16 protein-coding genes, 1 tRNA gene and 1 CRISPR repeat array (1 of these 18 cut by a window edge) are annotated in these 23,202 nt (G+C 66.1%); all 17 genes read right to left on the bottom strand.

All coding sequences use genetic code 11. The annotated features are described in order from the left end of the window. Positions 1 to 6,006: direct repeats of the CRISPR family, unit length 33 nt; unit sequence GTTTCAACCCACGCCCCTCATGCGAGGGGCGAC; it reaches 6,722 nt to the left of the window's first position. A 147-nt stretch (positions 6,007 to 6,153) separates the two neighbouring features. The 17 genes from cas2 to hpf all read right to left on the bottom strand — a co-directional run bounded on the left by cas2 (position 6,154) and on the right by hpf (position 23,108). Further along, a complete protein-coding gene (cas2, locus tag QJ043_RS04970; RefSeq protein WP_283714075.1) occupies positions 6,154 to 6,444 on the bottom strand; it encodes a CRISPR-associated endonuclease Cas2 in 291 nt (96 codons plus the stop codon). Between the two features lie 6 nt (positions 6,445 to 6,450). Next, the gene (cas1c, locus tag QJ043_RS04965) at positions 6,451 to 7,482 is read right to left on the bottom strand and encodes a type I-C CRISPR-associated endonuclease Cas1c (protein WP_283714074.1); all 1,032 of its coding nucleotides are present in this window, start codon (positions 7,480 to 7,482) and stop codon (positions 6,451 to 6,453) included. Next, positions 7,479 to 8,135, bottom strand: coding sequence for a CRISPR-associated protein Cas4 (gene cas4 / locus QJ043_RS04960; protein ID WP_283714073.1), 657 nt, complete (start codon positions 8,133 to 8,135; stop codon positions 7,479 to 7,481). The genes cas1c and cas4 overlap by 4 nt, the downstream gene beginning before the upstream one ends. A gap of 2 nt (positions 8,136 to 8,137) precedes the next feature. After that, on the bottom strand, positions 8,138 to 9,049 hold the full coding sequence (cas7c, locus tag QJ043_RS04955) for a type I-C CRISPR-associated protein Cas7/Csd2 (protein WP_283722750.1): 912 nt from the start codon (positions 9,047 to 9,049) through the stop codon (positions 8,138 to 8,140). Positions 9,050 to 9,051: 2 nt separating this feature from the next. Continuing rightward, entirely contained in the window at positions 9,052 to 10,908 is a 1,857-nt protein-coding gene (cas8c, locus tag QJ043_RS04950; protein ID WP_283714071.1) for a type I-C CRISPR-associated protein Cas8c/Csd1, read from the bottom strand. Then, complete coding sequence (gene cas5c / locus QJ043_RS04945; protein WP_283714070.1) at positions 10,908 to 11,573, bottom strand: type I-C CRISPR-associated protein Cas5c; 666 nt, start codon at positions 11,571 to 11,573, stop codon at positions 10,908 to 10,910. The genes cas8c and cas5c overlap by 1 nt, the downstream gene beginning before the upstream one ends. A gap of 240 nt (positions 11,574 to 11,813) precedes the next feature. After that, entirely contained in the window at positions 11,814 to 14,135 is a 2,322-nt protein-coding gene (cas3, locus tag QJ043_RS04940; RefSeq protein ID WP_283714069.1) for a CRISPR-associated helicase Cas3', read from the bottom strand. 136 nt (positions 14,136 to 14,271) lie between these two features. Beyond that, a complete protein-coding gene (locus QJ043_RS04935) occupies positions 14,272 to 14,688 on the bottom strand; it encodes a hypothetical protein (RefSeq protein WP_283714068.1) in 417 nt (138 codons plus the stop codon). Positions 14,689 to 14,991: 303 nt separating this feature from the next. Continuing rightward, positions 14,992 to 15,067: transfer RNA gene (locus tag QJ043_RS04930), tRNA-Thr, on the bottom strand. A gap of 75 nt (positions 15,068 to 15,142) precedes the next feature. Further along, positions 15,143 to 16,339, bottom strand: a complete 1,197-nt coding sequence (locus tag QJ043_RS04925) for a purine-nucleoside phosphorylase (protein ID WP_283714067.1) — start codon at positions 16,337 to 16,339, stop codon at positions 15,143 to 15,145. Positions 16,340 to 16,468: 129 nt separating this feature from the next. Next, a complete protein-coding gene (locus QJ043_RS04920) occupies positions 16,469 to 17,404 on the bottom strand; it encodes a hypothetical protein (RefSeq protein ID WP_283714066.1) in 936 nt (311 codons plus the stop codon). Positions 17,405 to 17,560: 156 nt separating this feature from the next. Further along, positions 17,561 to 18,652 carry an isocitrate/isopropylmalate dehydrogenase family protein gene (locus QJ043_RS04915; RefSeq protein WP_283714065.1) on the bottom strand — a complete coding sequence of 364 codons (1,092 nt, stop codon included), beginning with the start codon at positions 18,650 to 18,652 and terminating at the stop codon, positions 17,561 to 17,563. 162 nt (positions 18,653 to 18,814) lie between these two features. Beyond that, positions 18,815 to 19,375, bottom strand: a complete 561-nt coding sequence (locus QJ043_RS04910; RefSeq protein WP_283714064.1) for a hypothetical protein — start codon at positions 19,373 to 19,375, stop codon at positions 18,815 to 18,817. Between the two features lie 104 nt (positions 19,376 to 19,479). Continuing rightward, a complete protein-coding gene (locus QJ043_RS04905) occupies positions 19,480 to 19,977 on the bottom strand; it encodes a hypothetical protein (protein WP_283714063.1) in 498 nt (165 codons plus the stop codon). Between the two features lie 9 nt (positions 19,978 to 19,986). Further along, positions 19,987 to 21,051, bottom strand: coding sequence for an NAD(P)-dependent oxidoreductase (locus tag QJ043_RS04900; protein ID WP_283714062.1), 1,065 nt, complete (start codon positions 21,049 to 21,051; stop codon positions 19,987 to 19,989). An 87-nt stretch (positions 21,052 to 21,138) separates the two neighbouring features. Continuing rightward, positions 21,139 to 22,320, bottom strand: a complete 1,182-nt coding sequence (locus QJ043_RS04895) for a DegV family protein (RefSeq protein ID WP_347177753.1) — start codon at positions 22,318 to 22,320, stop codon at positions 21,139 to 21,141. 188 nt (positions 22,321 to 22,508) lie between these two features. Beyond that, complete coding sequence (hpf, locus tag QJ043_RS04890; RefSeq protein ID WP_283714061.1) at positions 22,509 to 23,108, bottom strand: ribosome hibernation-promoting factor, HPF/YfiA family; 600 nt, start codon at positions 23,106 to 23,108, stop codon at positions 22,509 to 22,511. Positions 23,109 to 23,202 lie beyond the last annotated feature (94 nt).

Below are 23,202 nucleotides of genomic sequence, written 5' to 3'. Positions count from 1 at the left end.
TCGTTGCTCACGCCGAAGTTTCAACCCACGCCCCTCATGCGAGGGGCGACAAGACGGCAGAGTTCGTCAACCGTCATGCCGAGTTTCAACCCACGCCCCTCATGCGAGGGGCGACCTATCGAGATGAAGTAGTCCCATGCGACGGCGCTGTTTCAACCCACGCCCCTCATGCGAGGGGCGACACGCTACATCGCCTCCGTCTCAGTGGACTCGATGTTTCAACCCACGCCCCTCATGCGAGGGGCGACGTGGAGGCCATCCACACGGTGCAGGAGGAGATGGGTTTCAACCCACGCCCCTCATGCGAGGGGCGACGAGTGGCTCTGGTACAAGCGCAACGCCCGGCAGGTTTCAACCCACGCCCCTCATGCGAGGGGCGACGGCCCGCGCTCGCATCGGTCGAGCTGCGCCGTGGTGTTTCAACCCACGCCCCTCATGCGAGGGGCGACCTAGCGATGGCGGCGGCGTTCACCATATTCGAGTTTCAACCCACGCCCCTCATGCGAGGGGCGACCGTGGGCGCGTAAGGAGGAGTCATGTTCACCAGCAAGTTTCAACCCACGCCCCTCATGCGAGGGGCGACCAGCTGCTCGGCCACGACATCGACCAAGGCCTCGCGTTTCAACCCACGCCCCTCATGCGAGGGGCGACGCTCCACCGCAGGACGGACGGCCTCGTGATCGAGTTTCAACCCACGCCCCTCATGCGAGGGGCGACTCTGCGGCTCGAAGGCCGAGATGGTCACCAACAGTTTCAACCCACGCCCCTCATGCGAGGGGCGACATTTCTGTTGAGAGCGGTCAGGTGACGATCGAATCGTTTCAACCCACGCCCCTCATGCGAGGGGCGACGGGGCCGGACTGAAGTTCGGCTTCGTGAACGAGGTTTCAACCCACGCCCCTCATGCGAGGGGCGACTATCCGCTACGAGTCGGTTCCCGACGCCCCCGGTGGGTTTCAACCCACGCCCCTCATGCGAGGGGCGACACTTCAACCATCGGACCGACTTCGTCGGGTTCATGTGGGTTTCAACCCACGCCCCTCATGCGAGGGGCGACGCTGTACATGGACATGCCGGAGCCGATGCAACGTTGGTTTCAACCCACGCCCCTCATGCGAGGGGCGACGGGGATGTACGGCGTGTCGGTGGAGGACGCCCAGTTTCAACCCACGCCCCTCATGCGAGGGGCGACCAACGGGTTCGCGAGCCAGCCGGGGCTCCAGTGGTTTCAACCCACGCCCCTCATGCGAGGGGCGACGTGGTCATGACGGTGAGGACCTATGCGGACGTGTCGTTTCAACCCACGCCCCTCATGCGAGGGGCGACAAACCTCCGACCGAATAGGAGCCAGACATGGCAGTTTCAACCCACGCCCCTCATGCGAGGGGCGACTCCACAACCAGAGGAGGTGGGGTCATTGCGCTGGTTTCAACCCACGCCCCTCATGCGAGGGGCGACTGATGGGCGGGAGAGGACCCACCAGCGCTTCGCTGTTTCAACCCACGCCCCTCATGCGAGGGGCGACCAACACCCGTACAGTACCGACCCCTATATAGAAGTTTCAACCCACGCCCCTCATGCGAGGGGCGACGGCTCCGCGACGTGGACGAGCGGCGAGAACACCGTGTTTCAACCCACGCCCCTCATGCGAGGGGCGACGGCTGTAGCTGCCGCATGGCGGCGTCCATGCCCGAGTTTCAACCCACGCCCCTCATGCGAGGGGCGACCAGGCCGCGAGAGAGCGTCTTCTTCGGCGACGGGTCGTTTCAACCCACGCCCCTCATGCGAGGGGCGACTCCCGATCTGGTCGATGGCCCTCTCGATGTTCGAGGTCGTTTCAACCCACGCCCCTCATGCGAGGGGCGACGAGGCCCGGGTGGACTCCATGCAGGTGGGCGGGACGTTTCAACCCACGCCCCTCATGCGAGGGGCGACCGACCACCCCGGACACCTTGGGCACGATGGGCTCGTTTCAACCCACGCCCCTCATGCGAGGGGCGACCAGGCGATGCCCGGGCAGATGGACCAGCTGGCGTTTCAACCCACGCCCCTCATGCGAGGGGCGACGGACGGCTACTGCGTGATGTGGGGGCCGGGGGAGGTTTCAACCCACGCCCCTCATGCGAGGGGCGACTGGACCTGGCCGACGACATCGCCCTCATGGGCGAGTTTCAACCCACGCCCCTCATGCGAGGGGCGACGGCTGCAGGGCTACAAGACGCAGGTGGACGAGCTGTTTCAACCCACGCCCCTCATGCGAGGGGCGACGGCGGGCGCCGACTGCTGGCAGGTGCTGACGTCCGTGTTTCAACCCACGCCCCTCATGCGAGGGGCGACCCTGCAACTTCACGGTCGCCAACTTCAAGCTCGAGTTTCAACCCACGCCCCTCATGCGAGGGGCGACCGTTCATAACCGGCAAGAAGGAGGCCGAGAACTACGTTTCAACCCACGCCCCTCATGCGAGGGGCGACGCATCGTTGTCGGCGTTCCACGCAGCGAACGGGTCGTTTCAACCCACGCCCCTCATGCGAGGGGCGACATGCTCAGCGCCTCACGAGGGTGGCTCGAAGGGGTTTCAACCCACGCCCCTCATGCGAGGGGCGACGCGCCGGCCGGTCTGTCGCTTGTCGCAGAACTCGTTTCAACCCACGCCCCTCATGCGAGGGGCGACAGTCGGAGATACGGTTCGTGCGGTCCTCGTTCATGTTTCAACCCACGCCCCTCATGCGAGGGGCGACCCTTCGTCGGCAGGATGACTATATCGCCGTTGGTGGTGTTTCAACCCACGCCCCTCATGCGAGGGGCGACCATGTCATCCGAGACATCGATTGCCGAGGCGTAGTTTCAACCCACGCCCCTCATGCGAGGGGCGACCGCCTGTGCCCCGCTTCCTCCAACGTAATGGTAGTTTCAACCCACGCCCCTCATGCGAGGGGCGACATTCTCCTTCCACGTACACCGACACGGCGTCGATGTTTCAACCCACGCCCCTCATGCGAGGGGCGACTGCGCATGTCGCAGCGCGAGTCCTTGTACAGCAGTTTCAACCCACGCCCCTCATGCGAGGGGCGACGTCACGAGGTCGGCGACCACGTTCTCCCTCAGGTTTCAACCCACGCCCCTCATGCGAGGGGCGACCGCGCTTGTCGCGGACGGCGCTCTTCTTCACCTCGTTTCAACCCACGCCCCTCATGCGAGGGGCGACTGTTGCGGTTCGTGTCATACGAGCAGCGCGCGTTCTGGTTTCAACCCACGCCCCTCATGCGAGGGGCGACCTCGCCTTGATGAGTTCGCGGCTGTCGAACGCGTTTCAACCCACGCCCCTCATGCGAGGGGCGACAGGCAGCAGGCAACTTGAACGCCGTCGCTGGCGGTTTCAACCCACGCCCCTCATGCGAGGGGCGACCCGCGTGACGTTGGACGAGATCAAGGCCGTCGTGTTTCAACCCACGCCCCTCATGCGAGGGGCGACCACCTGGGCCGTGTAGCTCCCCCCCGTCTGTTGGTTTCAACCCACGCCCCTCATGCGAGGGGCGACGTCGCCACAGGCGATGCACTTGCCGGCGCGGACGTTTCAACCCACGCCCCTCATGCGAGGGGCGACCAGCGCCTCACGAGGGTGGCTCGAAGGGGTCGTGTTTCAACCCACGCCCCTCATGCGAGGGGCGACCTCTTTTAGCTCTTCCAGTTCTTCCTCGGAGTAGTTTCAACCCACGCCCCTCATGCGAGGGGCGACGGTAACTTTGGTCGGTAATTTGACACGTCAACCTGTTTCAACCCACGCCCCTCATGCGAGGGGCGACGCCGTGAAATGGTGCGACCAGAACGGGAGCTACGGTTTCAACCCACGCCCCTCATGCGAGGGGCGACTGGGAACGCCCTCAAGTACCTTCTGAGGGCTGGCAGGTTTCAACCCACGCCCCTCATGCGAGGGGCGACGCGCCTGTACCGAGGAAGGATTCAGGCGCAGAAGGTTTCAACCCACGCCCCTCATGCGAGGGGCGACGCCATTTCCAAGTGAAACCGTTATTCGCCATCGTTGTTTCAACCCACGCCCCTCATGCGAGGGGCGACTTGCCAGACGGCATGGTGGCTTTCATCGAATCTGGTTTCAACCCACGCCCCTCATGCGAGGGGCGACCGCCTTTGTTTCCATCACGACGCGCCCAGTTCCGTTTCAACCCACGCCCCTCATGCGAGGGGCGACCGTCGCTCGCCCTTCCCTTCTCGGCCTCCATGTTGGTTTCAACCCACGCCCCTCATGCGAGGGGCGACTCGTCTCAGCCGTTAGCGTGTAGCTGCCAGAAAGTGTTTCAACCCACGCCCCTCATGCGAGGGGCGACGATGGCAATCATCAATGGTGAGGACAATGACGAGGTTTCAACCCACGCCCCTCATGCGAGGGGCGACGGAGCCTATGCCCGCTGGCGGCGAGCCGAAGCCGTTTCAACCCACGCCCCTCATGCGAGGGGCGACGATTGAAGGGAGGAGGCAGCATGGGAGCATAGTTTCAACCCACGCCCCTCATGCGAGGGGCGACCAAGACCTTCGCGGAGCTTGACGCAATCCGCGAGTTTCAACCCACGCCCCTCATGCGAGGGGCGACGTCGGGGAGAACGTCATATCGTGGCGCGGAGACGTCAGTTTCAACCCACGCCCCTCATGCGAGGGGCGACGCTCGCCGCAGCCCCCTCGACTTCGGGCGTCTTGTTTCAACCCACGCCCCTCATGCGAGGGGCGACGCAACCTTGCAAGCGTAGGAATACATATCGTCGTTTCAACCCACGCCCCTCATGCGAGGGGCGACCCGGTTTGGTCGCTGGCAATGCGCGCGGGTATGTGTTTCAACCCACGCCCCTCATGCGAGGGGCGACATGCGATGCCAGTGCTTGCGTCAGTCTTGATTGGTTTCAACCCACGCCCCTCATGCGAGGGGCGACACCGGCATACGAGCTATCGTCATACTCGCGGCTGTTTCAACCCACGCCCCTCATGCGAGGGGCGACCGAGCGGTTCGTTTGGCAAATGTATTGGCTACCGGTTTCAACCCACGCCCCTCATGCGAGGGGCGACAGCGGCCGCAGTTCTTGTTCACGGCCCCCTTGTTGTTTCAACCCACGCCCCTCATGCGAGGGGCGACAACCTGGTAGCGTTTGAAGGTGGTCACGAAAAAGTTTCAACCCACGCCCCTCATGCGAGGGGCGACGGTGAAGGCGGGCGGCAACAAGCGAGGGTTCCTGTTTCAACCCACGCCCCTCATGCGAGGGGCGACAGAGAGGGGTGACGGCGGCTTCGGAAGCACGGGGTTTCAACCCACGCCCCTCATGCGAGGGGCGACAGGATCCCGACCTCGGAGCTTCATTTCCGCATGCTGTTTCAACCCACGCCCCTCATGCGAGGGGCGACGGCCATGGTCTTTGCGTCCTTGCCGTCGTCGTTGGCGTTTCAACCCACGCCCCTCATGCGAGGGGCGACGCTTCGAGTGCGACGGTGTGAAGTACCGCGAGATGTTTCAACCCACGCCCCTCATGCGAGGGGCGACCCCCTCTGTCACATAGTATAAGTTGCCAGTCGATGTTTCAACCCACGCCCCTCATGCGAGGGGCGACAGTAACGGACTGCCTAGAAGAAGGGGCGACCATGTTTCAACCCACGCCCCTCATGCGAGGGGCGACGCGGCATTCTCTGCAAGGACTTCAACGTAAGGGGTTTCAACCCACGCCCCTCATGCGAGGGGCGACTACCATTAGCCCCATAATCCCTTACGACCCCAAGTTTCAACCCACGCCCCTCATGCGAGGGGCGACCTCGGATTGGATTGCAACCATCTCGCCAAGTCGGTTTCAACCCACGCCCCTCATGCGAGGGGCGATCAATGTCCGCAAGGGAATAGTTGCGGTAGTGGTTGTTTCAACCCACGCCCCTCATGCGAGGGGCGATCCAAGCTGACGGGGTTCGCCTGCCGCATCACCGTTTCAACCCACGCCCCTCATGCGAGGGGCGACGCAACAGTATGTGGCAGCGGCACCCACGGACACAAGATGAGCGCGCTCGTCCCACCGCCCCATGCCCTAACGGCCGGCGAGAGGACAAAAGCCGCGCCAAACACGGTGCGAACCTCCGGCGTTTCCCTGAGCGGCCCACCTTCGCACCTAGAACGAGAGGAACCCCTCCGCCTCATAGCCCGGCCTCGCCCCATGATGCTCGATGCGCTTCTCGTAGCCGCGCCCCATCTTGTAAAACCGCAGGCTGTCCTTCTCCAGATCGACAACGCCCAACAGCTTGTCTCGGACCACGGCGAACGTCGCCGCGTCCGCGCAGCACTCGAACACCGACGCCTGCACACGCTGTCCGTAGTCGGTACAGATCTTTGCCACCTTGCGCAGCCTTCGGCGCCCCTCGGCCGTCTCGGTGTTCACGTCGTAGGCAATGACCACAAACATGTCCGCTCATTTCCAGAAGAACGGCGGGTAGCCGTCCAAATCGCCCCGAAGGTGCTTGGCCAGTAGCATGGCCTGCGCGAACGGCACCTCTCCCCAGCGTATCTTCTCTTTCAAATAGGGATGCGTGACCTCACGGCGCTTTCTCGCCTGCCACTGCTCCAGCACGCGCCTGCGCGCCCGCGCCGCGATTCGCACCTCGCCGGTCTCGCGCGTCTCGAAGTCCTTCGGCCCCACCACCTGGTTGTTGATCAGCGTGAGCACGAAACGGTCCACGAACACCGGGCGGAGCTCTTCCATCAAATCCAGAGCCAAGGAACGCCGTCCCGCTCGATCGCAGTGGAGGAACCCAACAAAGCAGTCCAGCCCTGCGGCCTCCAGGGCGCCGGCACAATCGGTGGCCAAAAGGCTGTAGGCGAACGACAGCAGCGCGTTCACAGAATCCAAGGGAGGGCGCCGGCTCCGACCTCCAAAGGAGAAGAACTCGCGGTTGCGAAGCACCAGCTCGCCGAAGACGCCGAAATACTCCGAGGCGGCATTCCCCTCCACCGCCCGGACGGTTGCAACGTCCGGTGCGCTCTCCAGCCTCCCCAGGGCTGCCTGCAGGCGAGCCGACGCCGTGGCGACCCGCTCCCCGTCCAGTCGCAGCCCGTGGTCCCGCACGCTCCGCTCCAGCAGCCAGCGACAGTTGAACACCTTTCCCTGAATGAACGCCCGCGCCACCGCTGTGGACGCCTCGGCGCAGTCAGCCCGTCGATACTGCTCGCGCCGCAAGAGCACGTTCCCGTGCGTCTCGCCGGTCGTCCGAGCCAGAAACTGGCCCGTCGGGCTGAAAAAGGCCAGCGTGACGCCGTCCTGGGCACACTTCCCCATCAAAGCAGGGCTGGCTCCGCGGTACGAGAAGCTCACGATGCTCTCGAGCGTGTGCAACGGCACGCGACCAATCACCTGGTCCGAGCCCTTCACGACAACGTTCTCGCCCTCGAGCGCCAGGTACGCGTCCTCGGTCTCCACGTACAACGTGTTCCTGAGCTTTCTCACTGGCCCTCCCGCACGTGCCGGCCCACGTAAGATGCGACGCTCTCGCGATGCTCGAGCGAGGGCAGGCATTCGGTTTTCAAGGAGCACGAGCCACAGGCCCTGCCGGCTCGGGCGCGCGGCGTGTGACCCGCGCGAACAAGGCTCCACATCTCCTGCGTCATCTCCTGAACCCGCGCCCGCAATCCGGCGTCAAGCGCCACCGATTCCCGCGAGCGGGTCTGGCCGTAATAGAGGAACCCCTCGGGGATGTCCGTGCAGAGCATCTCTTCCAGGCACAGCGCCTGCGCGCAGAGCTGCAGACGGTCGGCATCGTTGGCCTTCGGACGGCCCCGCTTGTACTCCACTGGCGCCGCCGACCAAAGCCCCGGCTCTCCCGGCAGCGGAAAGCCGTTCGGCGCCTGCCGGAACTCCACGACGTCGCACACGCCGTGGAGCCCGAGCCTTCGCGAGGAGACCGCCAGCCCTCGTTCGATGATCAGGTCGCCCCGGTGCTCCCTGGCCTTCTCGTCATGGGCCCGCTTGTGCATAAGTGCCCCGGAGACTGTGAGGTAGTTCTCGCTCCAAAGGCCCTCGATGTGGATGAGCGCCCACTGCCTGCGGCAGAACGAGAAGTGCTGCAGACCGGAGATGGCCAGGGAGTCGTCGGCGTCCATGGCTAGACCTTCACCTCGACCGTCACGCCCGCCGGCATGTCTTCCTCGTTCACCACAATCGGCCCGTAGTCCGAGAAGGACCCGGGAACGTCCACGCCCTCCTTCTTCTGGCAGGTCACGCGGTCGAACAGCTTGTAGGACGGCTCGTTGCCCAGCTCGCTCTCGTGCTCGAACACCACGAGGCGCCGCACCGACATCTTGCCGCGAGCAGCGGAGCGGTCGATCTCGAACATGTTGGCCAGCGCCTGCCAGAGCAGCTCCAGGTCCTCATTGGAGAAGCCGGTGCTCTTGCGCGCCAAGTTGGCCGAGACGAAGCCCTCCATGCGGTACAGGCCGTAGGGCACCACGTACTTGCGGCCCATCTCGTTGCCCTTTTTCTCCGCGTCCTCCTCCGTGGTGATGGCAACGCGCGTGATGGTGACCTCCTGCGGGATGATGGGGTCCACGCTGCGCGAGAACGTGAACTGCACCGGCCCCCGCACCTGGCCGCAGTTGAGGTTGCCCTTCACGAAGGTGGTCATCACGGCGCCAAAGGTGCGCACGTCGTAGAAGGTCTGGCACATGTAGTCGCGGATCATCACGTTGAGCTCGGGGTTGGTCTTCTTGGCCTTCTTGATGGCCGCCGCGAGGTCCTTCTGATCGGGGTCCATGCCGACGGCCTCCACGGCCCGACGGTCACTGCGGTTGAGCGGCACGCCCTCCTTGATGTAGATGTCGAAGCCCGGCTCGTCCTCCTTGGCGGCCTCGATGTAGTTGCGCACCTTGCGCTTGATGCAGACGTCCGTGACGATGCCGTGCCCGTCCTCGGGCGTCACACGTGGCAGGTTGCCGGCGTCGGGGTCGCCGTTGGGGTTGCCGTTCTCCACGTCGAAGTACAGGACAAAGTCGTAGCGGTGCTTGATGGGTTCTGCCATGGCTAGTTCTCCTCTGTGAGCTCGGTGACCTCGATGACCTCTTCCTCGCTGGCCTCGTCCTCGGTACGTTTGCGGAAGAAGGCCTGGCGCTGCTGGTAGTAACCCACGTAGAACGTGAAGCGCTCCTCCATCGTGAAGCGCAGGGGCGCGTCTGCGGCGCGCGTCATGAGCTTCTCCACCAAGCGCTCGCGGTTGATTGCAAAGTTGTGCGTCCTGCCGTCGTGGGAGAGCTTGCGGAGATGCTTGTTCGCAAGATCCAGGAGCGTCGGGAAGGTCGTGGCAGGGGTCGAACTCGCCGAGTCCAGGAAGCGGTCCCGGATGGTGGCGTTGATCGACGGCTGAGCGCACGACTGGATGTTCTCCAGCACGGCAAACAAACGACCCAGCACATATGCGGCGTCGTCGCGCTGCTCATTGAGCTCCGCGGTCATGGTCTCCTCGCTTTCGTTGCAGTTCTTTATCAAATAGGCCTTGAGCATGGCCGCCTGCGGATAGGACACGTTGCGGTTCGCCTGGACGCGCAGGACGACGTTCTTCGCCAGGGCCTCCGGGTAGCGCCCATTTGTGAGCATCGCGTCAAGCAAGGACGAGCCGAGGATCGAGCTCAAAGGGCTCTTGGTCGCGTGAGGGTTCTCGGTCTCCTTGACGATGCGCCAGGGCGACAGGTACGCGGGCTCGAAGGGCGCGTGCTCGATGCGCAAGCGCCGGTAATGGGCGTCCAGATTGCTCAGCACGTCGCCGAACTCGCCCTGCCAGAAGAACCGGAGAGAGAGGCGCGCCGCATTGGGCGCCAGTCCCGCCACATAGAAGGGCGCCCGGGTCACCGGCACCTCGGCCAACGGGGCGCCGGTGCGCACGGCTTCGAACAGCCCCGCAAGACGCTGGTCGGTCTCCTTGACGTCCTGTAGGGTGAGCGCCCGTTCCTCTTCCTTGTCCACGCGCTGCCCCCGCTTGCGAAGCTCCGCGCGCTTGCGGCGCCGCTCCAGACGCTCGGCGTCCGGATCCACGGCCTGGCTGAACAGGCGCGCCACATCGTCGTCGTGGAGCGTGGCCCAGTACACGACCGTGGTGTCTCCGATGCGCAGCCGATGCCGCGGGTCACCGAGCAGGTAGTTCAGAGCAGTGCCGTACTGGAAGGCCACCGACTCGCTCACCGGCGCGTTGCTGCCCTGGGTCTGGCCGTAGGACTCGAACGCCTCCAGGTTGAACCCCACCAGCGTGGCTCCCGAGGACTGCGCGCCCGGCACGCCTTTGATCGCAGGGTGCAAGCGGGCGACGGGGCCGCGCTTGTGCGAGACCAGGCAGACGCGCTCCTCCGCATCCGGCGACGGGGCCCGGGCCAGGTCGTCGATGCGGACCCGGACGTCGTCGCACCCGAGCACCTGCTGAAGAACCCCGTCGCGGCTCACAGCGAACACGAGGAACCCGCTCTTCAACAGGTCCCGGCTCCTTTGGATCTCCGGGTGCTCCAACGCGCCCGCAGGGTCCCACGACTCAAAGAACGCGAGCACCGGCGCCGCGGACTCCACGCCGTCGAGCGCCTCGCGGTGCTCTTCTCGAGACGCCTGAAAGCACTCGAGCGTACGCGCCTCTTTGCCCGGATCTCCAACGCCGAGAAGGTATTGGGCCGTGTCGGCGAGCAGGTTCGCCGCGACACCGGAGGAGCGTTTCTTGGGCGTGGGAACCGAGAACGTCCAGGACTCGTCCTTGCCGGCTCCGTTGATGCCCAGCAGGTTCCCCTGCTCGTCCAGCACAATCTGGGCCACCACCTTCTGGGGCGCCCAGCCGGGGCGCGCCATTTCGTCAGGCGCCTCCTCGGTCTTGTAGCGGTAATACTCCGCCAGGGCAGAGAGCAGCATCAGCGGAACACCTCGCTTCCCGCCACGTCGACGACCCCGTCGCGCATAACGGCATGGAAGAACATGGGCTGGATGTTCGCCGGGTCGGAGTAGTCGAGGTCGTACAGCATGAGGCCGAGGTCGCGCTCGCCGGTGCCGGCGTAGAAACCCTGCGGCTCCTCGTCCATGGGCACGGGCCTGAAGTCGGCGCTGCACTCGCGCGTTCCCAGGTAGGGCTGCGAGAAGCATTGGCCCTTCTGGATACGACGGTTGAGCATGGAGATGAACTTGGCCGGCGTGTCGGTGGGAGCCGCCGCGGGAGTCAGGTCGAAGTGAAAGTCCACGACGTACCGGACGTTCGTGAGCATCACGTTGGCCCGTTGCTGCACCACGTCCGAGCGCACCACGCTGGGCAGCGGCCGGCCCTTGCCGATGGCCGTCTTCATAACGTTGGCGCTGGCTTTGCTGCCCAGCTCGTTGCGACGCACGCTCGTGCGCTCGATGGGGTTGAGCACGTGGATGCGGTCGATGACGTACCTCATCCCCGGGTGCCAGAACACCGCCTCGATGGCGCCGCGCAACGCCGAGGGCGTCGGCACGTCGTAGCTGTACCGCTCCACCGAAAGCTCGGGGCGCGAGAAGAGCGCGTACGGGGCGGAGAACTCGATACGGGTTCCTTTGGCCATGGATTCCTCCTTTCTGTTTTTCGTTCAGATGGGACACAGAAGAACATATCCGCGCTTCAGTAGAATAGGGAAAGGAATAGCATTATTAGGGGATAAACGGCAGCATGTGCGCGCGCGAACGGAGCTCTGAGATAATCCGCTCGTCATGCGGCACGTCGCCCCATGGGGATTGAAACAGTAGGAGGGGCAGGGACTCCCCGGATGGAGCGGGCGCCCGTCTCGTCGGGCGCCCGCTCGGACTCACAGGAACTGGCCCCGGCCTCCTGCCTCCTCGAACACGAGCCCCACGTCCCCGTGGTAGAGCGACGGGTCGTCCAAAACGAACAGGCCGTCCCCCACCGGCGTCAGTGCGCCGGCGTTCGCAAGCGCGGCGCGCTGGTTAGGCCACAACGAGACCGACCACCGACCCAGACGCCTCAGCAACGCACGGTCGCCCCCGCCGGACAGTAGCGCCTCCAGGTCTTTCTGGTTGTCCTCGCACGGAATCACAACGGTGTCCGTCGGCCCGTCGATCAGCGAGAACTCCCGGGCGACGGTCTCGAAGGGCATCGAGTCCACCGTGGCACCGTCGATGAGACGCAGGATGCCCTTCTTGTCGAGGGCCCGCCAATCGCCCGCGCCTTGACCGAGGAGCGCGGAGAAGAAGCGCCGCAGAACCTCGGGGCTGCCCAGGTCCGGCAGCTGGCCACCGGGCACGCGCCCCTCCAATGCCCGCTGCACCCGAGACAGGCCTTCGCGGTTTCGCGTCTCTTCCGGAATCTTGTAGCCGGCCGCCGGCTCGAAGAGATAGACGACGCTCTCCTCTACGCTCCGGCGCCCTTCTCGGTTGCAGCGCCCAGCGGCCTGCACCACGCTGTCGAGACCGGCGAGAGCCCGGTACACCACGGGAAAGTCGACGTCCACGCCGGCCTCCACCAGGCTGGTCGAGACCAGGGTGCATGGCTCGTCATCCTTCAGACGCCGACGCACTTCCTTGAGCACGCGCTCCCGGTCGTGCAGGTGCATGTTGGTGCTCAAGTGGAAAACGCCCTCGCGACCCTTCAGGAGTTCAAAGACCGCGCGGGCCTGCTTCTTCGAGTTGACGATGCAGAGCGCTTGGTGCTCATCGGCCAGTCGTTCCGCCAGCTCGTCATCTTCCAACAGGTCAAGCCACTGATACGAGACACGTCGCAGCTCCGTGAAGAGACGGTCCACATTGGGCGCGATCTCCCGCACCGGCCCGATGCGATGGCCCTCCATCAAGGCGTGGAATCCCGGCTGTGTGGCCGTGCAGAAGACCACCGTGCAGCCATAACGGCGCACCAGCTCCTCCAGCGCGGCCATCGCCGGAGCCAGCTGCTGCAGGGGCAGCGACTGCGCCTCGTCCAGCACGATCACGCTGCTCGCGATGTTGTGCAGCTTCCGAGCCTTGGAGGGCTTGTTGGAGAAGAGGGACTCGAACAGCTGGACCGTCGTGGTGGCCACAACGGGCGCGTCCCAGTTCTCGGAAGCCAGGCGCAGGCGCTCGGCCTGCTCGGACGACCCGGGCGTGTCGGGGTCCTCCAACGAGTCGAAGTCAAAGTTCGAATGATGTTCCAGCACGTTGGACGCGCCGAGCGCCTCGCGGAAGACCCGGGCGTTCTGGTCGATGATCGAGGTGTAGGGGATGGCGTAAATCACCCGCTGTTTGCCGTGGGCCACCGCGTGGTGCAGCGCGAACCGCAGGGACGCCAGCGTCTTGCCGCCTCCCGTGGGGACGGTGAGGGTGAAGATGCCCGGCGCGAGCTGGGCAGCGTCGCGGGCGGCGTTGGACACCTCGCGACGCAAGGAGGCGAGCTCGGCAGCCTTGCCCTCGGCCGGCTTCCGAGCACAGAGGCCGTCCAGATGGCGCTCGAGGCGCTCGATGAGTGCCTCGAGACTTTCGTAGGGTTGCGAGCGGCCTGCGCCTTTCATGAAGCGTTCCGTGCATAGGAAGTCCGCGTCCACCAGGCAGGAGAAGACCATGCGCGTCCAGAACGCCTGAGTGAACGGCGCGAAGTAGTCGCCGACGACGCCACGAGGGGCCGGGTCGGTATCGAGGAACGGCTCGGGCCACCCGGGCACGCTCTCTGCCAGCGGCGGCCGTTGACGCTTGAAAGCGTCGAAGGGCGGGATGTGCCCCTTGCGGGCTCTCGCCAGACGTGCCATGAGGGTGTGGCCGAAGGCCGCAGCCACCGCCCCGCCATCTGGGAGACCGCCGTGATGGCCGGCCGCGCAATAGGCCAGCAGCTGGAGCCAAAGGCCGACCTCGTGGTGATTCTCGAGGTCCTCGCCGAGGTTCCACAACATGAGCGCCCCAGCGGTGGCATGGTCCACCTTGTCGCCCTGCTCCAACAGTCTCCGCTGGAACGCATGGGAGAACTTGCCGGCGTCGTGCGCCAGGCCGAGCAACCTGACCAACTCTTCCGAGCTGTCATCCTCGGTGGAGAAGGCAGCCGCGAACTCGGCCGCCATGGCGGCCACCTCGTCCAGATGCGTGCCCACGGTCTCCCTGCGACCGTCGTCCGACTCGTGTGCGAAGTACTCCTCGTCGCCCGAAGCCATGCGCGTCCCCTCGATTGCCTGATTGCATCGATGATAGACGTTCCGTTACAGCTTGTCATCAGCAAACCGCCTGGGGTGCCACGCATCTGGGGAGGTTTCCTCCTGGGGTGCCACGCACCCTGGGTGGTTTGCTCATTTATCGGGCGCGTGAGGGTTGGCCGTGGGACTGCATGAGCGGCTGGTTCTCGACGAAGAGGGCCCGCAGGTCGTGCGCCAGCCTCGCCGCGAGCCTCTCGGTCGTCCCGACTTCCCGGCGCGGGTATGCGAGCGTCCGGTAGCGCACGTCGATGCGCCGCACGAAGCCGGAGAAGCAGGCCATGAGGCGCCTGCGCTCTGCAAGGTCTAGATTCTCGAACGCGTCGTGGCCGTTCTTGAGCGAACCGACGTGGAAGGGAACGTCGGGAAGCCCCTTCGCCGCCAAATCGGCATGGTAGCCGGCCACCGCCCTGTCGATGGGCATGGCCTGGTCGTGAAAGACGAGCGTCACAAGATAAAACCCCGACGGACCCTCCTGCTCCCCAGACTCGTCGACGAGGATGCTCAGCTCGGCCACGCGGCCTCCTAGGGCAAAAAGAAAGCCGAGGGACATCCCCCGGCGCTCTGGAAGTGTACTGTCATACGACGTCACCAACACCCTTATACCACACCCGAAGGCACTCTGAACAAGACGGGCGGTTTTCGACGCTTTCAATACCCCGGGGTCCCACGACCAGCGGAGGGGGTCGGAAGGGTCGGAAACCGCCGTCTCGCGGCCATGAGAGCCTCAAAGAGAGATTCGACCCAAAAGGTCGTCATGCGCATAGAACACAAGAACAAGGCCAGCGAGCAAAACGCCCGCTGGCCTGCAATCATGCACTGGAGCCAGTTATCAGACTTGAACTGATGACCCCCGCTTTACGAGAGCGGTGCTCTACCGACTGAGCTAAACTGGCACGTCTGCGTTTTCTCCCGCAGCGAACGTTGACTATACCGGTTGGCGAGTCGTCTGGCAAGCGTCCACAGGCTGGCTACAGCCTGCCGAGCACACCGCGCATGAGCTTGGCGAAGTCGTCCTGGTGGGCCTTGGCGTAGGCGAGCACCGTCTCGTGGCTCACGCCGGGGGCGCCCGCAGCGTTCGCGCTCACAGTGAGACCGAGCACGTTCATGCCGAGCGCGTGGGCCATGATCACCTCGTTCACCACGGACATCGCGGTGAAGTTGGCGCCCATGAGCTCCATCGCGCGCACCTCGGCGGGGCTCTCGAAACTGGGGCCGGTGATGCCGGCAAGGACGCCGCAGGTGAGCTGGATGCGCTCGTCCCGGGCGACGGCCTGGCACAGGGACCGCAGGTAGGGCGTGTAGGCGTCGCTCATATCGACGAACGGCGTGTCGACGTCGCGCAGGTCCTCGGGGTCGATGAGGGGGTTCTGGCCGGTGAGGTTGAGCTGGTCGGTGATGAGGCCGAGGCCGAGAGGGGCGCGCCCGGGCACGGCGCCCGACGCAGCGGCGAAGATCATCGTGCGGCACCCCAGATGGTGGGCGTGGCGGACGAGCGAGCACACCTGCGCCACGTTGTAGCCCTGGTACAGGTGCACGCGGCCGGGATAGAGAATCACGGGCACATCGTCGATGGTGCCGATGACCACCTCGAAGTTGTGGCCGGGGACCGGCGCGGCACCCACGGGAAAGCCCGGCACGTCCGCGTACGGGATGCGCCGGACCGGCTTGACCAGCTGCGCCAAGTAGCCCAAGCCGCTGCCCAGGCTGATGGCCACGGGATGCTCCATGGAGGGATGGACCACCTCGACCTCGTTCTCGGTGTGCACGGGGAACCCCTTTCTTTTGATCCGCGCGGCCGCAATGCCGTCGCCCGGCACGAGCCGCCCTGAGAAACTGCCGTCGTACACCTGCCCGCAGCCGCAGCTGGGGCTCTTGGCCTTGAGGATGCAGAGGTCGGCGCCGGCCGCTTGCGCCCGCTCGACCGCCCGAGTCGCGCCGGCGAGGAACGCCTGCGTGACGTCCTCCCCCGTCTCGAGCACCACACGGGCGCCGCGCTGCTCCGCCGGGGGGCGCGGCGAGACGAGGCCGCCGTCCGTCTCGGGACAGACGGGGATCGCGTTCACGCCCGGCTGCGCGAGCAGGCGCCGCACGGCGTCACAGGGCTTGGAGCCGCCGTCGTAACGGCAGGGGGCGCCGAGCAGGCACTGGCTCACCAGGACGTTCAAGCGCTCTCCCTTCTCGGCGACGGTGCCCTCCAGTGTAGCGGTGACGATAGAAAATGGGGCGACCCCGTCGCCGGAGCCGCCCCGTGTGCATTTGGGGACTGTCCCTCAATGCACGTTGTAGGTTTGATGTTAGGAGACCATCTCTCCGATGTTGATCGACGCCTTCGCGAACAGGCCGTTCACGTAGGTGGTCCACTTGGAGCTCGCCGTGCCCGCGACCTGCGAGTACTGCTGGTAAGCCACGTAGTAGGCGGTCATCGCCTGGTTGTAGCTGGCGGAGTCGCTCGTGAAGTCCATGTCGGACATGGCGGCGTAGTAGGGACCGTCCTTGCGGGCCCAGGTGTTGGCGTTCTTGTCCCACTCGTCGCCGAGGAGGTTGACGATGTACTCGCCATAGGTGGCGTTCTTGGTGTCGTACTCGTCCTCGGACGCGGGCGTGGCGGGAGACTCCGGCATCGTGCCGGCGGAGGCGTCGGAGCCCACCACCTGGTCGTAGAGCTTCTTCACTCCGGCGGACTGGCGAACCACGGTCTTGACCGCGTCCTCGGACATGCCATAGGTGCTGGCCAGGCTCTTGAAATCGGAGGAGCCGAGGGTGTCCTGGGCGTAGGTGGTCATGTCCTCATCGGACACGGTGATGCCCGCGGCCTCGACGGCTTGGTTGAGGATCTGGTTCTGGGCATAGGCGAGCACGTCGCTCGCGGCCGGGAAGGCGTAGGTGCCGTCGTCCTTGCGGGCGGACTCGAGGCCCGAGCCAGTCTCGAACACCTCGCGGGCGGTCACGTCGTGGGAGCTGCCCTCGTAGGTGTAGGTGGCCACCGTGGCGTCGAGCTCCCCCTCGCTCAGGGTGGTCTTGCCGGAGACAGCGCCGCCGACGCCGCCGAGCAGGAAGCGACCGATCACGAGGCCAAGAGCCAGGCACACGACACCGATGACGATGCAGAACACGAGCGGCAGCTGGTGCGCGGGCTTCTTGTCGGGGCTCTGAGCGGGTCCCTCCTCCACATGGATGGTGGTGGGCTCGCCGTCCATCGGGCTCACCTGGCGCTTCTTCTTATCTGCCATGGGGGCTGATCCTCCCTTAAGGTTCGATAGATGCCGATAGGCGTTAACACTAACAAAGCTCGGCGAATCCCGCGTGAAGGACCGCCGAGCTTCTCGTTCTCTGAGCGTGCATTTGGGGACTGTCCCTAAATGCACATGTGCAAAAGGGGACTGTCCCTAAATGCACATCACCGCTTTCGCCACGGCCTCGCCGTAGGCCGAGCAGGACACGGCGCCCTCGGTGGAGCCGGTCAGGTTGCGGCGGATGTCATAGGTCACGTCGACGCCTGCGGCCAGCACGGTGCGGACCGCCTGGCGCACGGCCTCGGCCGCGGCCTTCTCGCCCAGATGCTCGAGCATCATGGCCGCCGAGAGGATCAGCGCCGTGGGATTGGCCTCGTCCTTGCCGGCGTGCTTGGGCGCGGAGCCGTGCACCGCCTCGAAGATCGCGCAGTCCTTACCAATGTTGGCGCCCGGCGCGAGACCGAGGCCGCCCACGAGGCCGGCGCAGAGGTCGGACAGGATGTCGCCATAGAGGTTCGGCAGCACGAGGACGTCGAACTGCTGGGGGTCGAGGACGAGGCCCATGCAGGTGGCGTCGACGATGCGCGTCTCGAACTCGATGCCCGGGTACTGCTCGGCCACGCGCTCGGCCGTGTGCATGAAGAGGCCGTCGGTCGCCTTCATGATGTTGGCCTTGTGCACAGCGCACACCTTGTGGCGGCCGTTGTCCACCGCGTACTCGAAGGCGGCGCGCACGATGCGCTCGGAGCCCTCGGGGCTGATGGGCTTGATGGAGATGGCCGAGCCCGGGCGGATCTTGCCGGGGAAGTCCTTGTCCACCGCCTGGATGATGTGGTTGGCCTCCGGGCTGCCGGAGTCGTACTCCACGCCGGCGTAGAGGTCCTCGGTGTTCTCGCGCACGACGGTGAGGTCCACGCTCGTGTAGCGGGAGCCGTCGCCGGGCATCGAGACGCAGGGGCGCATGTTGGCGTAGAGGTCGAAGCGGTGGCGGAGCGCCACGTTGACGCTGCGGAAGCCGCAACCGATGGGCGTGGTGGTGGGGCCCTTGATGGCGCACTTGACCTCGGCCACCGCGTCGCAGGTCCGCTCGGGGAGCGGCGTGCCGAACTCCTCCATCGCGCACTCGCCGGCGGGCTCCTCGCGCCAATGGATGTCGACGCCGGTCGCGTCGACGACGCGCCGCATGGCGGCGGAGATCTCGGGGCCGATACCGTCGCCGGGGATGAGCACAACCTCGTGGGACATAGGTACCTCTTTCGAGCGTGGGGGCAGTCCGGCGCACCAGTATGAAGGGACAATGCTGCGGGTGCGTTTCCACGCGGAAGAGAAAACGGGTCGGGCGCCTTTTCTCGGCCGCCGGCGCGGCTGCGCGAGAAGAAGCGCCCGACCCGCTGCCCCGCGGGCCTTTTAGGCCTCGCAGGCCTCCACGATCTGCTCGGAGTAGCTCTTGATGAAGGGCATCGAGGACTTCTCGGCGTCGAACGCCACGCGGTCGTGCACAGCCCGCTTCACGTCGTCCGAGATGTTGCCCTGCGCGAACTCGAGCAGCGCCGCGAGCATCTCACGGAACTCCGGGTCGCCGTGGTAGCACTGGACCGCCTCGTCGAGCAGCGCCCAGGCCTCGGCCGAGCGCTCCGGCGCGCTCTTGCCCTCGCGCGCGATGAACCGGAACCCGGCCAGGCGCACCATCGAGGAGCCCTCGTCGAAGAGGGCCGCCTCGGCGTCGTCCATCGCGCCCTCGACGAGGTCCGCGTCCACGCCGGCAACGAGCGACAGCGCGTTCAGCAGCTCCCAACGGGTCTGAGCCTCCGGGCGCTGCAGCCCGTCCATCAGCTGCTCGGCGAACGGCACGAGCGCGGACGGGTCCTCCTCGGCGGCCAGCGCCACCTCGTGCGCGGCCTCCTGGCGCCCGCGACGGCTCGGCCCGGCCAGCGCGGCCACCAGAACGTCCAAGGAAAGGTCTGCCATGGGTCCTCCTCCATACACAAGGCGCCCGCCGCTGTTCCGGCGGGCGCGCCTAGCTGCGATTCCCTCGTCCCATTGTATCTTTCAGGGACGATGCGAGCGGTCCGTCACCGGCCGCGGCCCTTGCGGTCGCCCGGATCCGCCACGCTCATGAGCTCCGGCTCGTCCGTCTCGGGCTCGCCTGCCGGCTTGCGCCGCGCCCAACCGCCGGTCGCGGACTTCTCGGCCGCTGCCTTGGACTTCGCTGCGGCGCGCTTGTTCGAGCGGTTGAAGAACCGGTCGTGCGCCTTCCACGGGCCGACGCTGGCGCCGTAGCCCATCTTGAGGCCCGCGATCGCACCGCCGAGCATGCCGACGGTCAGAAACGCGAGCGTGACCCAGCCGGTGAGCCACACGAGAAGGGACGCCCCGATGCCCACCGCGTAGGCGATGCCGTTGTACTTCCAGTAGGTCCTCTTGTCCGGCGCCTTCTGGCCCCACTCGTCGCCGATGTGGAAGCCGATGATGATCCCGAAGAGCGCGAGCAACAGGCCGACCACGGCCCAGGCAAAGCCCGCGTCCGAGAGACCCGCGGTCGCGACGTCCGTCGTGGCCTCAGTGTCCATGGAGCTCCTTTAGTGGTGGTCGTGGCCACAGCCGCAGTCGTGATGGCCGCAGCAGTGGTCGTCGTGGTCGTGATGGTGGTCGTGGCCGCAGCCGCAGGCGCCCTGCTCGGCGCGGTCGAAGTCGTCCGCGTGGTCGTCCGGCACGTCCACCGGTGCGCAGGACCAGTCGAGGCCGGCGGCGATGGCGTCGCTCTCGGGCTCGTAGAGCACCTCGAGCGCCTGCGTGCCCAGCTGGCCGCCGCCGATGGCGTCGAGTGTGGCGTACAGCGTGTGCGCCGTCGTCGCGCCGGGGAGCGCGAGGCCGAGGTCGTCCGCCGTCATGAGCGCGTCGTTCAGGTCCTTCGCGAAGTGCGTCACCTTGAAGCCGGGCTTCCAGTCGGATGCGACGGCCTTCGGGCCGAGGTCGCGGAGCGCGCGGCTGTCGCCCATGCCGGAGCCCACGAGCTCGAGCATGGCCTGTTCGTCGAGCCCGTAGGCGCGCGCGAAGGCCACGGCCTCCGCCATGCCGAGCATCGCGCCCGCGAGGGACAGCTGGTTGCAGAGCTTCGCGGCCTGGCCGGAGCCGGGCTTGCCGAAGAACACGATCCTCTCGGCAAAGGCGTTGAGCACCGGCAGCACCGGGGCGGCCTTCTCGGCCGTGGTGCCCGCCATGAGGGTGAGGGTGCCGGCCTCGGCCCCCGCCTGGCCGCCGGTCACGGGGCAGTCGAACGCGTGGCAGTCCATGGACTCGGCAGCGTTGGAGAGTTCCTCGGCCAGGTCCGGCATCGAGCTGGTGAGGTCGACCATCCAGAGCCCCGGCGCCGCGGAGCCGAGAAGGCCGTCCGTGCCGAGGTAGACGTCCTCGACGTCCTCGGGCGTGCCGACCATCGTGAGCACGCAGTCGGCGCCAGCCGCAGCGAGCGCCGGGGTGTCGGCCCAGTGGGCGCCCGCGCTCACCAGGTCGCGCGCCGCGTCCCGCGTGCGGGTCGTGACGGTGACGTCGAAGCCGGCGTCCATCAGGTGGCGCGCGATGGGGGCACCCATGATGCCCGTGCCCACCACAGCGACGCGCTTGATCTTCTTCGAGCCCTTCATGCGATTCCCTCTCATCAATTCAATAACCTCCTGTGGTGCCACGCACCCTGGGAGGTTTCCTCCTGTGGTGCGTGGCACCCTGGGAGGTTACTTGCGGCGCAGGCCCACCTTGGACGCGATGCGCCCGGACAGGCCCTGGTCCTCCCGGCGGTCGCTGCCCCAGAACACCATGGCCACCATGCCCGGGCCCACGTGGCTTCCGATGACGGGGCTGATGGAGCTGCGGATCACGGGGATGTCCTCGCAACCGGGCTCCTTGCGGAGCAGCCCCTCGAGCCAGTCGCCGTCCTTCTCCGCGTCGGCGGTCATGATGCCCACGGGCATCGAGCGCTCGCCGGCGCTCTTCTCGCGGAAGTCCTCGATGATCGCGCGGAGGGCCTTCTTGCGGCCGCGGCACATGCGCGTGAGCGACAGCGCGCCGGACTCGTCGTAGGACAGCTCGGGCTTGATGTCGAGCTTGCCGCCGAGCGACGCCGCCGCCGCAGGGATGCGGCCGCCGCGGGCCAGCGCGTCGAAGCTGTCGAGCGTGAAGTACCCGTGCACGAAGTAGCGGGCCTCCTCGGCCCAGGTGGCGAGGTCCTTGGCGGTGGCGCCGAGGTTGGCCTGGTGCACGGCCTCCATCACGAGCAGCTGCGTGGCCGCCGACGGGCACTTGTTGTCCACCACGTAGAGCTCGAAGTCCGGGTACTCCTGGCGGATCATCTCGGCGGCCGTGCGGGCGGAGTCGATCGACGAGGAGAGCGCCCGGGTGAACCCGAGGTAGATGGAGGGGACCCCCTTCTTGGCAGCCTCCTCGAAGACCTCGTGGTAGCGCCCCGGCGTGACGGCCGAGGTGGTGGGGTAGTCGCCGTGGCGCATGCCCTCGTAGAACTCGTGGGCCGAGACGGTCTGGAACAGGTCGTCGATGTGCTCCTCGCCGTTCAGCACGTAGGGGAAGCCGATCATCGTGACGCCAAGGGCGCGCGCGATGGCGGGGTCGAAGTCGCCGCAGCTGTCCACGATGATGTTGACGTGCGGGTTGGGGCGGAAGGTCTTGGCCAGGGCGGCGGCGTCGGTGGCGACGCTCTTGGCTGCGCGCTCGGCCTCCTTGGCGCCCTTTGCAGCCTCCTTCGCGGCCTCCTTCTCGGCGCGCTCCGCTTCTTTGGCCTCCGCCTTGGCCTGCCTGGCGGCGGCCTTCGCAGCGGCCTTGGCCTCTCGTGCGGCCTCTTTCTCGGCCTGCTTGGCGGCCTTGGGGTCGAGGGACAGGGACTCAGCGGACTCCGTGCTCACAAAGGTCCTCTCGCTCGGGGACAGGAAAACGTTCAAATGCAAATGCCCATTATCCCGTGCGCGGGGCGCGCCCACTACGGGCCCGCGCCCGTCTTCACCCAGTTTCTAGGATGTGCATTTGGGGACTGTCCCTAAATGCACATCGATGGTCAAAGGAAAGGCCCCGGTTGCCGGGGCCTTTCGGAGCGCTACTTCTGGTCCTTCTCGGACTCCGGCTTGAGGATGCCGTAGCCGCCGCTCTTGCGGTGGTAGATCACGTGCGTGTTGCCCGTCTGCATGTCCTCGAACACATAGAAGTCGTGGCCGAGCAGGTCCGCCTGCACGAGCGCGTCCTCCTCGGTGAGCTTGGTGACCGGGATGTACTTGGTGCGGACGAGGGCGTCGTCGTCCTCCTCGGAGAGCACCTGCTTCTCGTCGTTGAGGATGGTCTGCTCCTCCTGCGTGCCGGCCTTGATCTGGTTCCGCGGCTGCTTGCCCGGCTTCCGGCGGTCGAGGATCTTGGTCTTGAACTTGCGCATCTGGCGCTCGACCATGCGCGCGGCCTCGTCGATGGCGGCGTACATGTCCTCCTTGGCGGCCTCCACACGGATCACGGCGCCGTGCACGTGCACGGTGACCTCGCAGATGTCAGTGGTCTTGGTGCTCTTGTAGTGCTCGACGCGCAGGACCACGTCGCAGGTGATGGGGTCGATGTCGAACACCTTGAGGGCGTCGCCGACCTTCTGCTCCACGCGCTCGCGCAGGGCGTCGGTGACCTGAATCTTGCGGCCGATAACCGTGATCTCCATGATGCAAACCTCTCCCGAATGCCTAAGGCGCAGCGACGCCGCGCCCTTCTTCCCTCGTTGCTACCCCACTTTGGCTGAAGGGAAAATGAAGAGT

This window comes from Kribbibacterium absianum, assembly GCF_030067705.1.
In the GTDB taxonomy this organism is placed as follows: Bacteria; Actinomycetota; Coriobacteriia; order Coriobacteriales; family Atopobiaceae; genus Kribbibacterium; species Kribbibacterium absianum.
This window is presented reverse-complemented; position numbering and strand designations above follow the sequence as displayed.

Coding starts and splice junctions, on each gene's coding strand:
- cas2 (WP_283714075.1), bottom strand. CDS start 6,444: ATGTTTGTGGTCATTGCCTACGACGTGAACACCGAGACGGCCGAGGGG.
- cas4 (WP_283714073.1), bottom strand. CDS start 8,135: ATGGACGCCGACGACTCCCTGGCCATCTCCGGTCTGCAGCACTTCTCG.
- cas7c (WP_283722750.1), bottom strand. CDS start 9,049: ATGGCAGAACCCATCAAGCACCGCTACGACTTTGTCCTGTACTTCGAC.
- cas8c (WP_283714071.1), bottom strand. CDS start 10,908: ATGCTGCTCTCTGCCCTGGCGGAGTATTACCGCTACAAGACCGAGGAG.
- cas5c (WP_283714070.1), bottom strand. CDS start 11,573: ATGGCCAAAGGAACCCGTATCGAGTTCTCCGCCCCGTACGCGCTCTTC.
- cas3 (WP_283714069.1), bottom strand. CDS start 14,135: ATGGCTTCGGGCGACGAGGAGTACTTCGCACACGAGTCGGACGACGGT.
- QJ043_RS04920 (WP_283714066.1), bottom strand. CDS start 17,404: ATGGCAGATAAGAAGAAGCGCCAGGTGAGCCCGATGGACGGCGAGCCC.
- QJ043_RS04915 (WP_283714065.1), bottom strand. CDS start 18,652: ATGTCCCACGAGGTTGTGCTCATCCCCGGCGACGGTATCGGCCCCGAG.
- QJ043_RS04910 (WP_283714064.1), bottom strand. CDS start 19,375: ATGGCAGACCTTTCCTTGGACGTTCTGGTGGCCGCGCTGGCCGGGCCG.
- QJ043_RS04905 (WP_283714063.1), bottom strand. CDS start 19,977: ATGGACACTGAGGCCACGACGGACGTCGCGACCGCGGGTCTCTCGGAC.
- QJ043_RS04900 (WP_283714062.1), bottom strand. CDS start 21,051: ATGAAGGGCTCGAAGAAGATCAAGCGCGTCGCTGTGGTGGGCACGGGC.
- hpf (WP_283714061.1), bottom strand. CDS start 23,108: ATGGAGATCACGGTTATCGGCCGCAAGATTCAGGTCACCGACGCCCTG.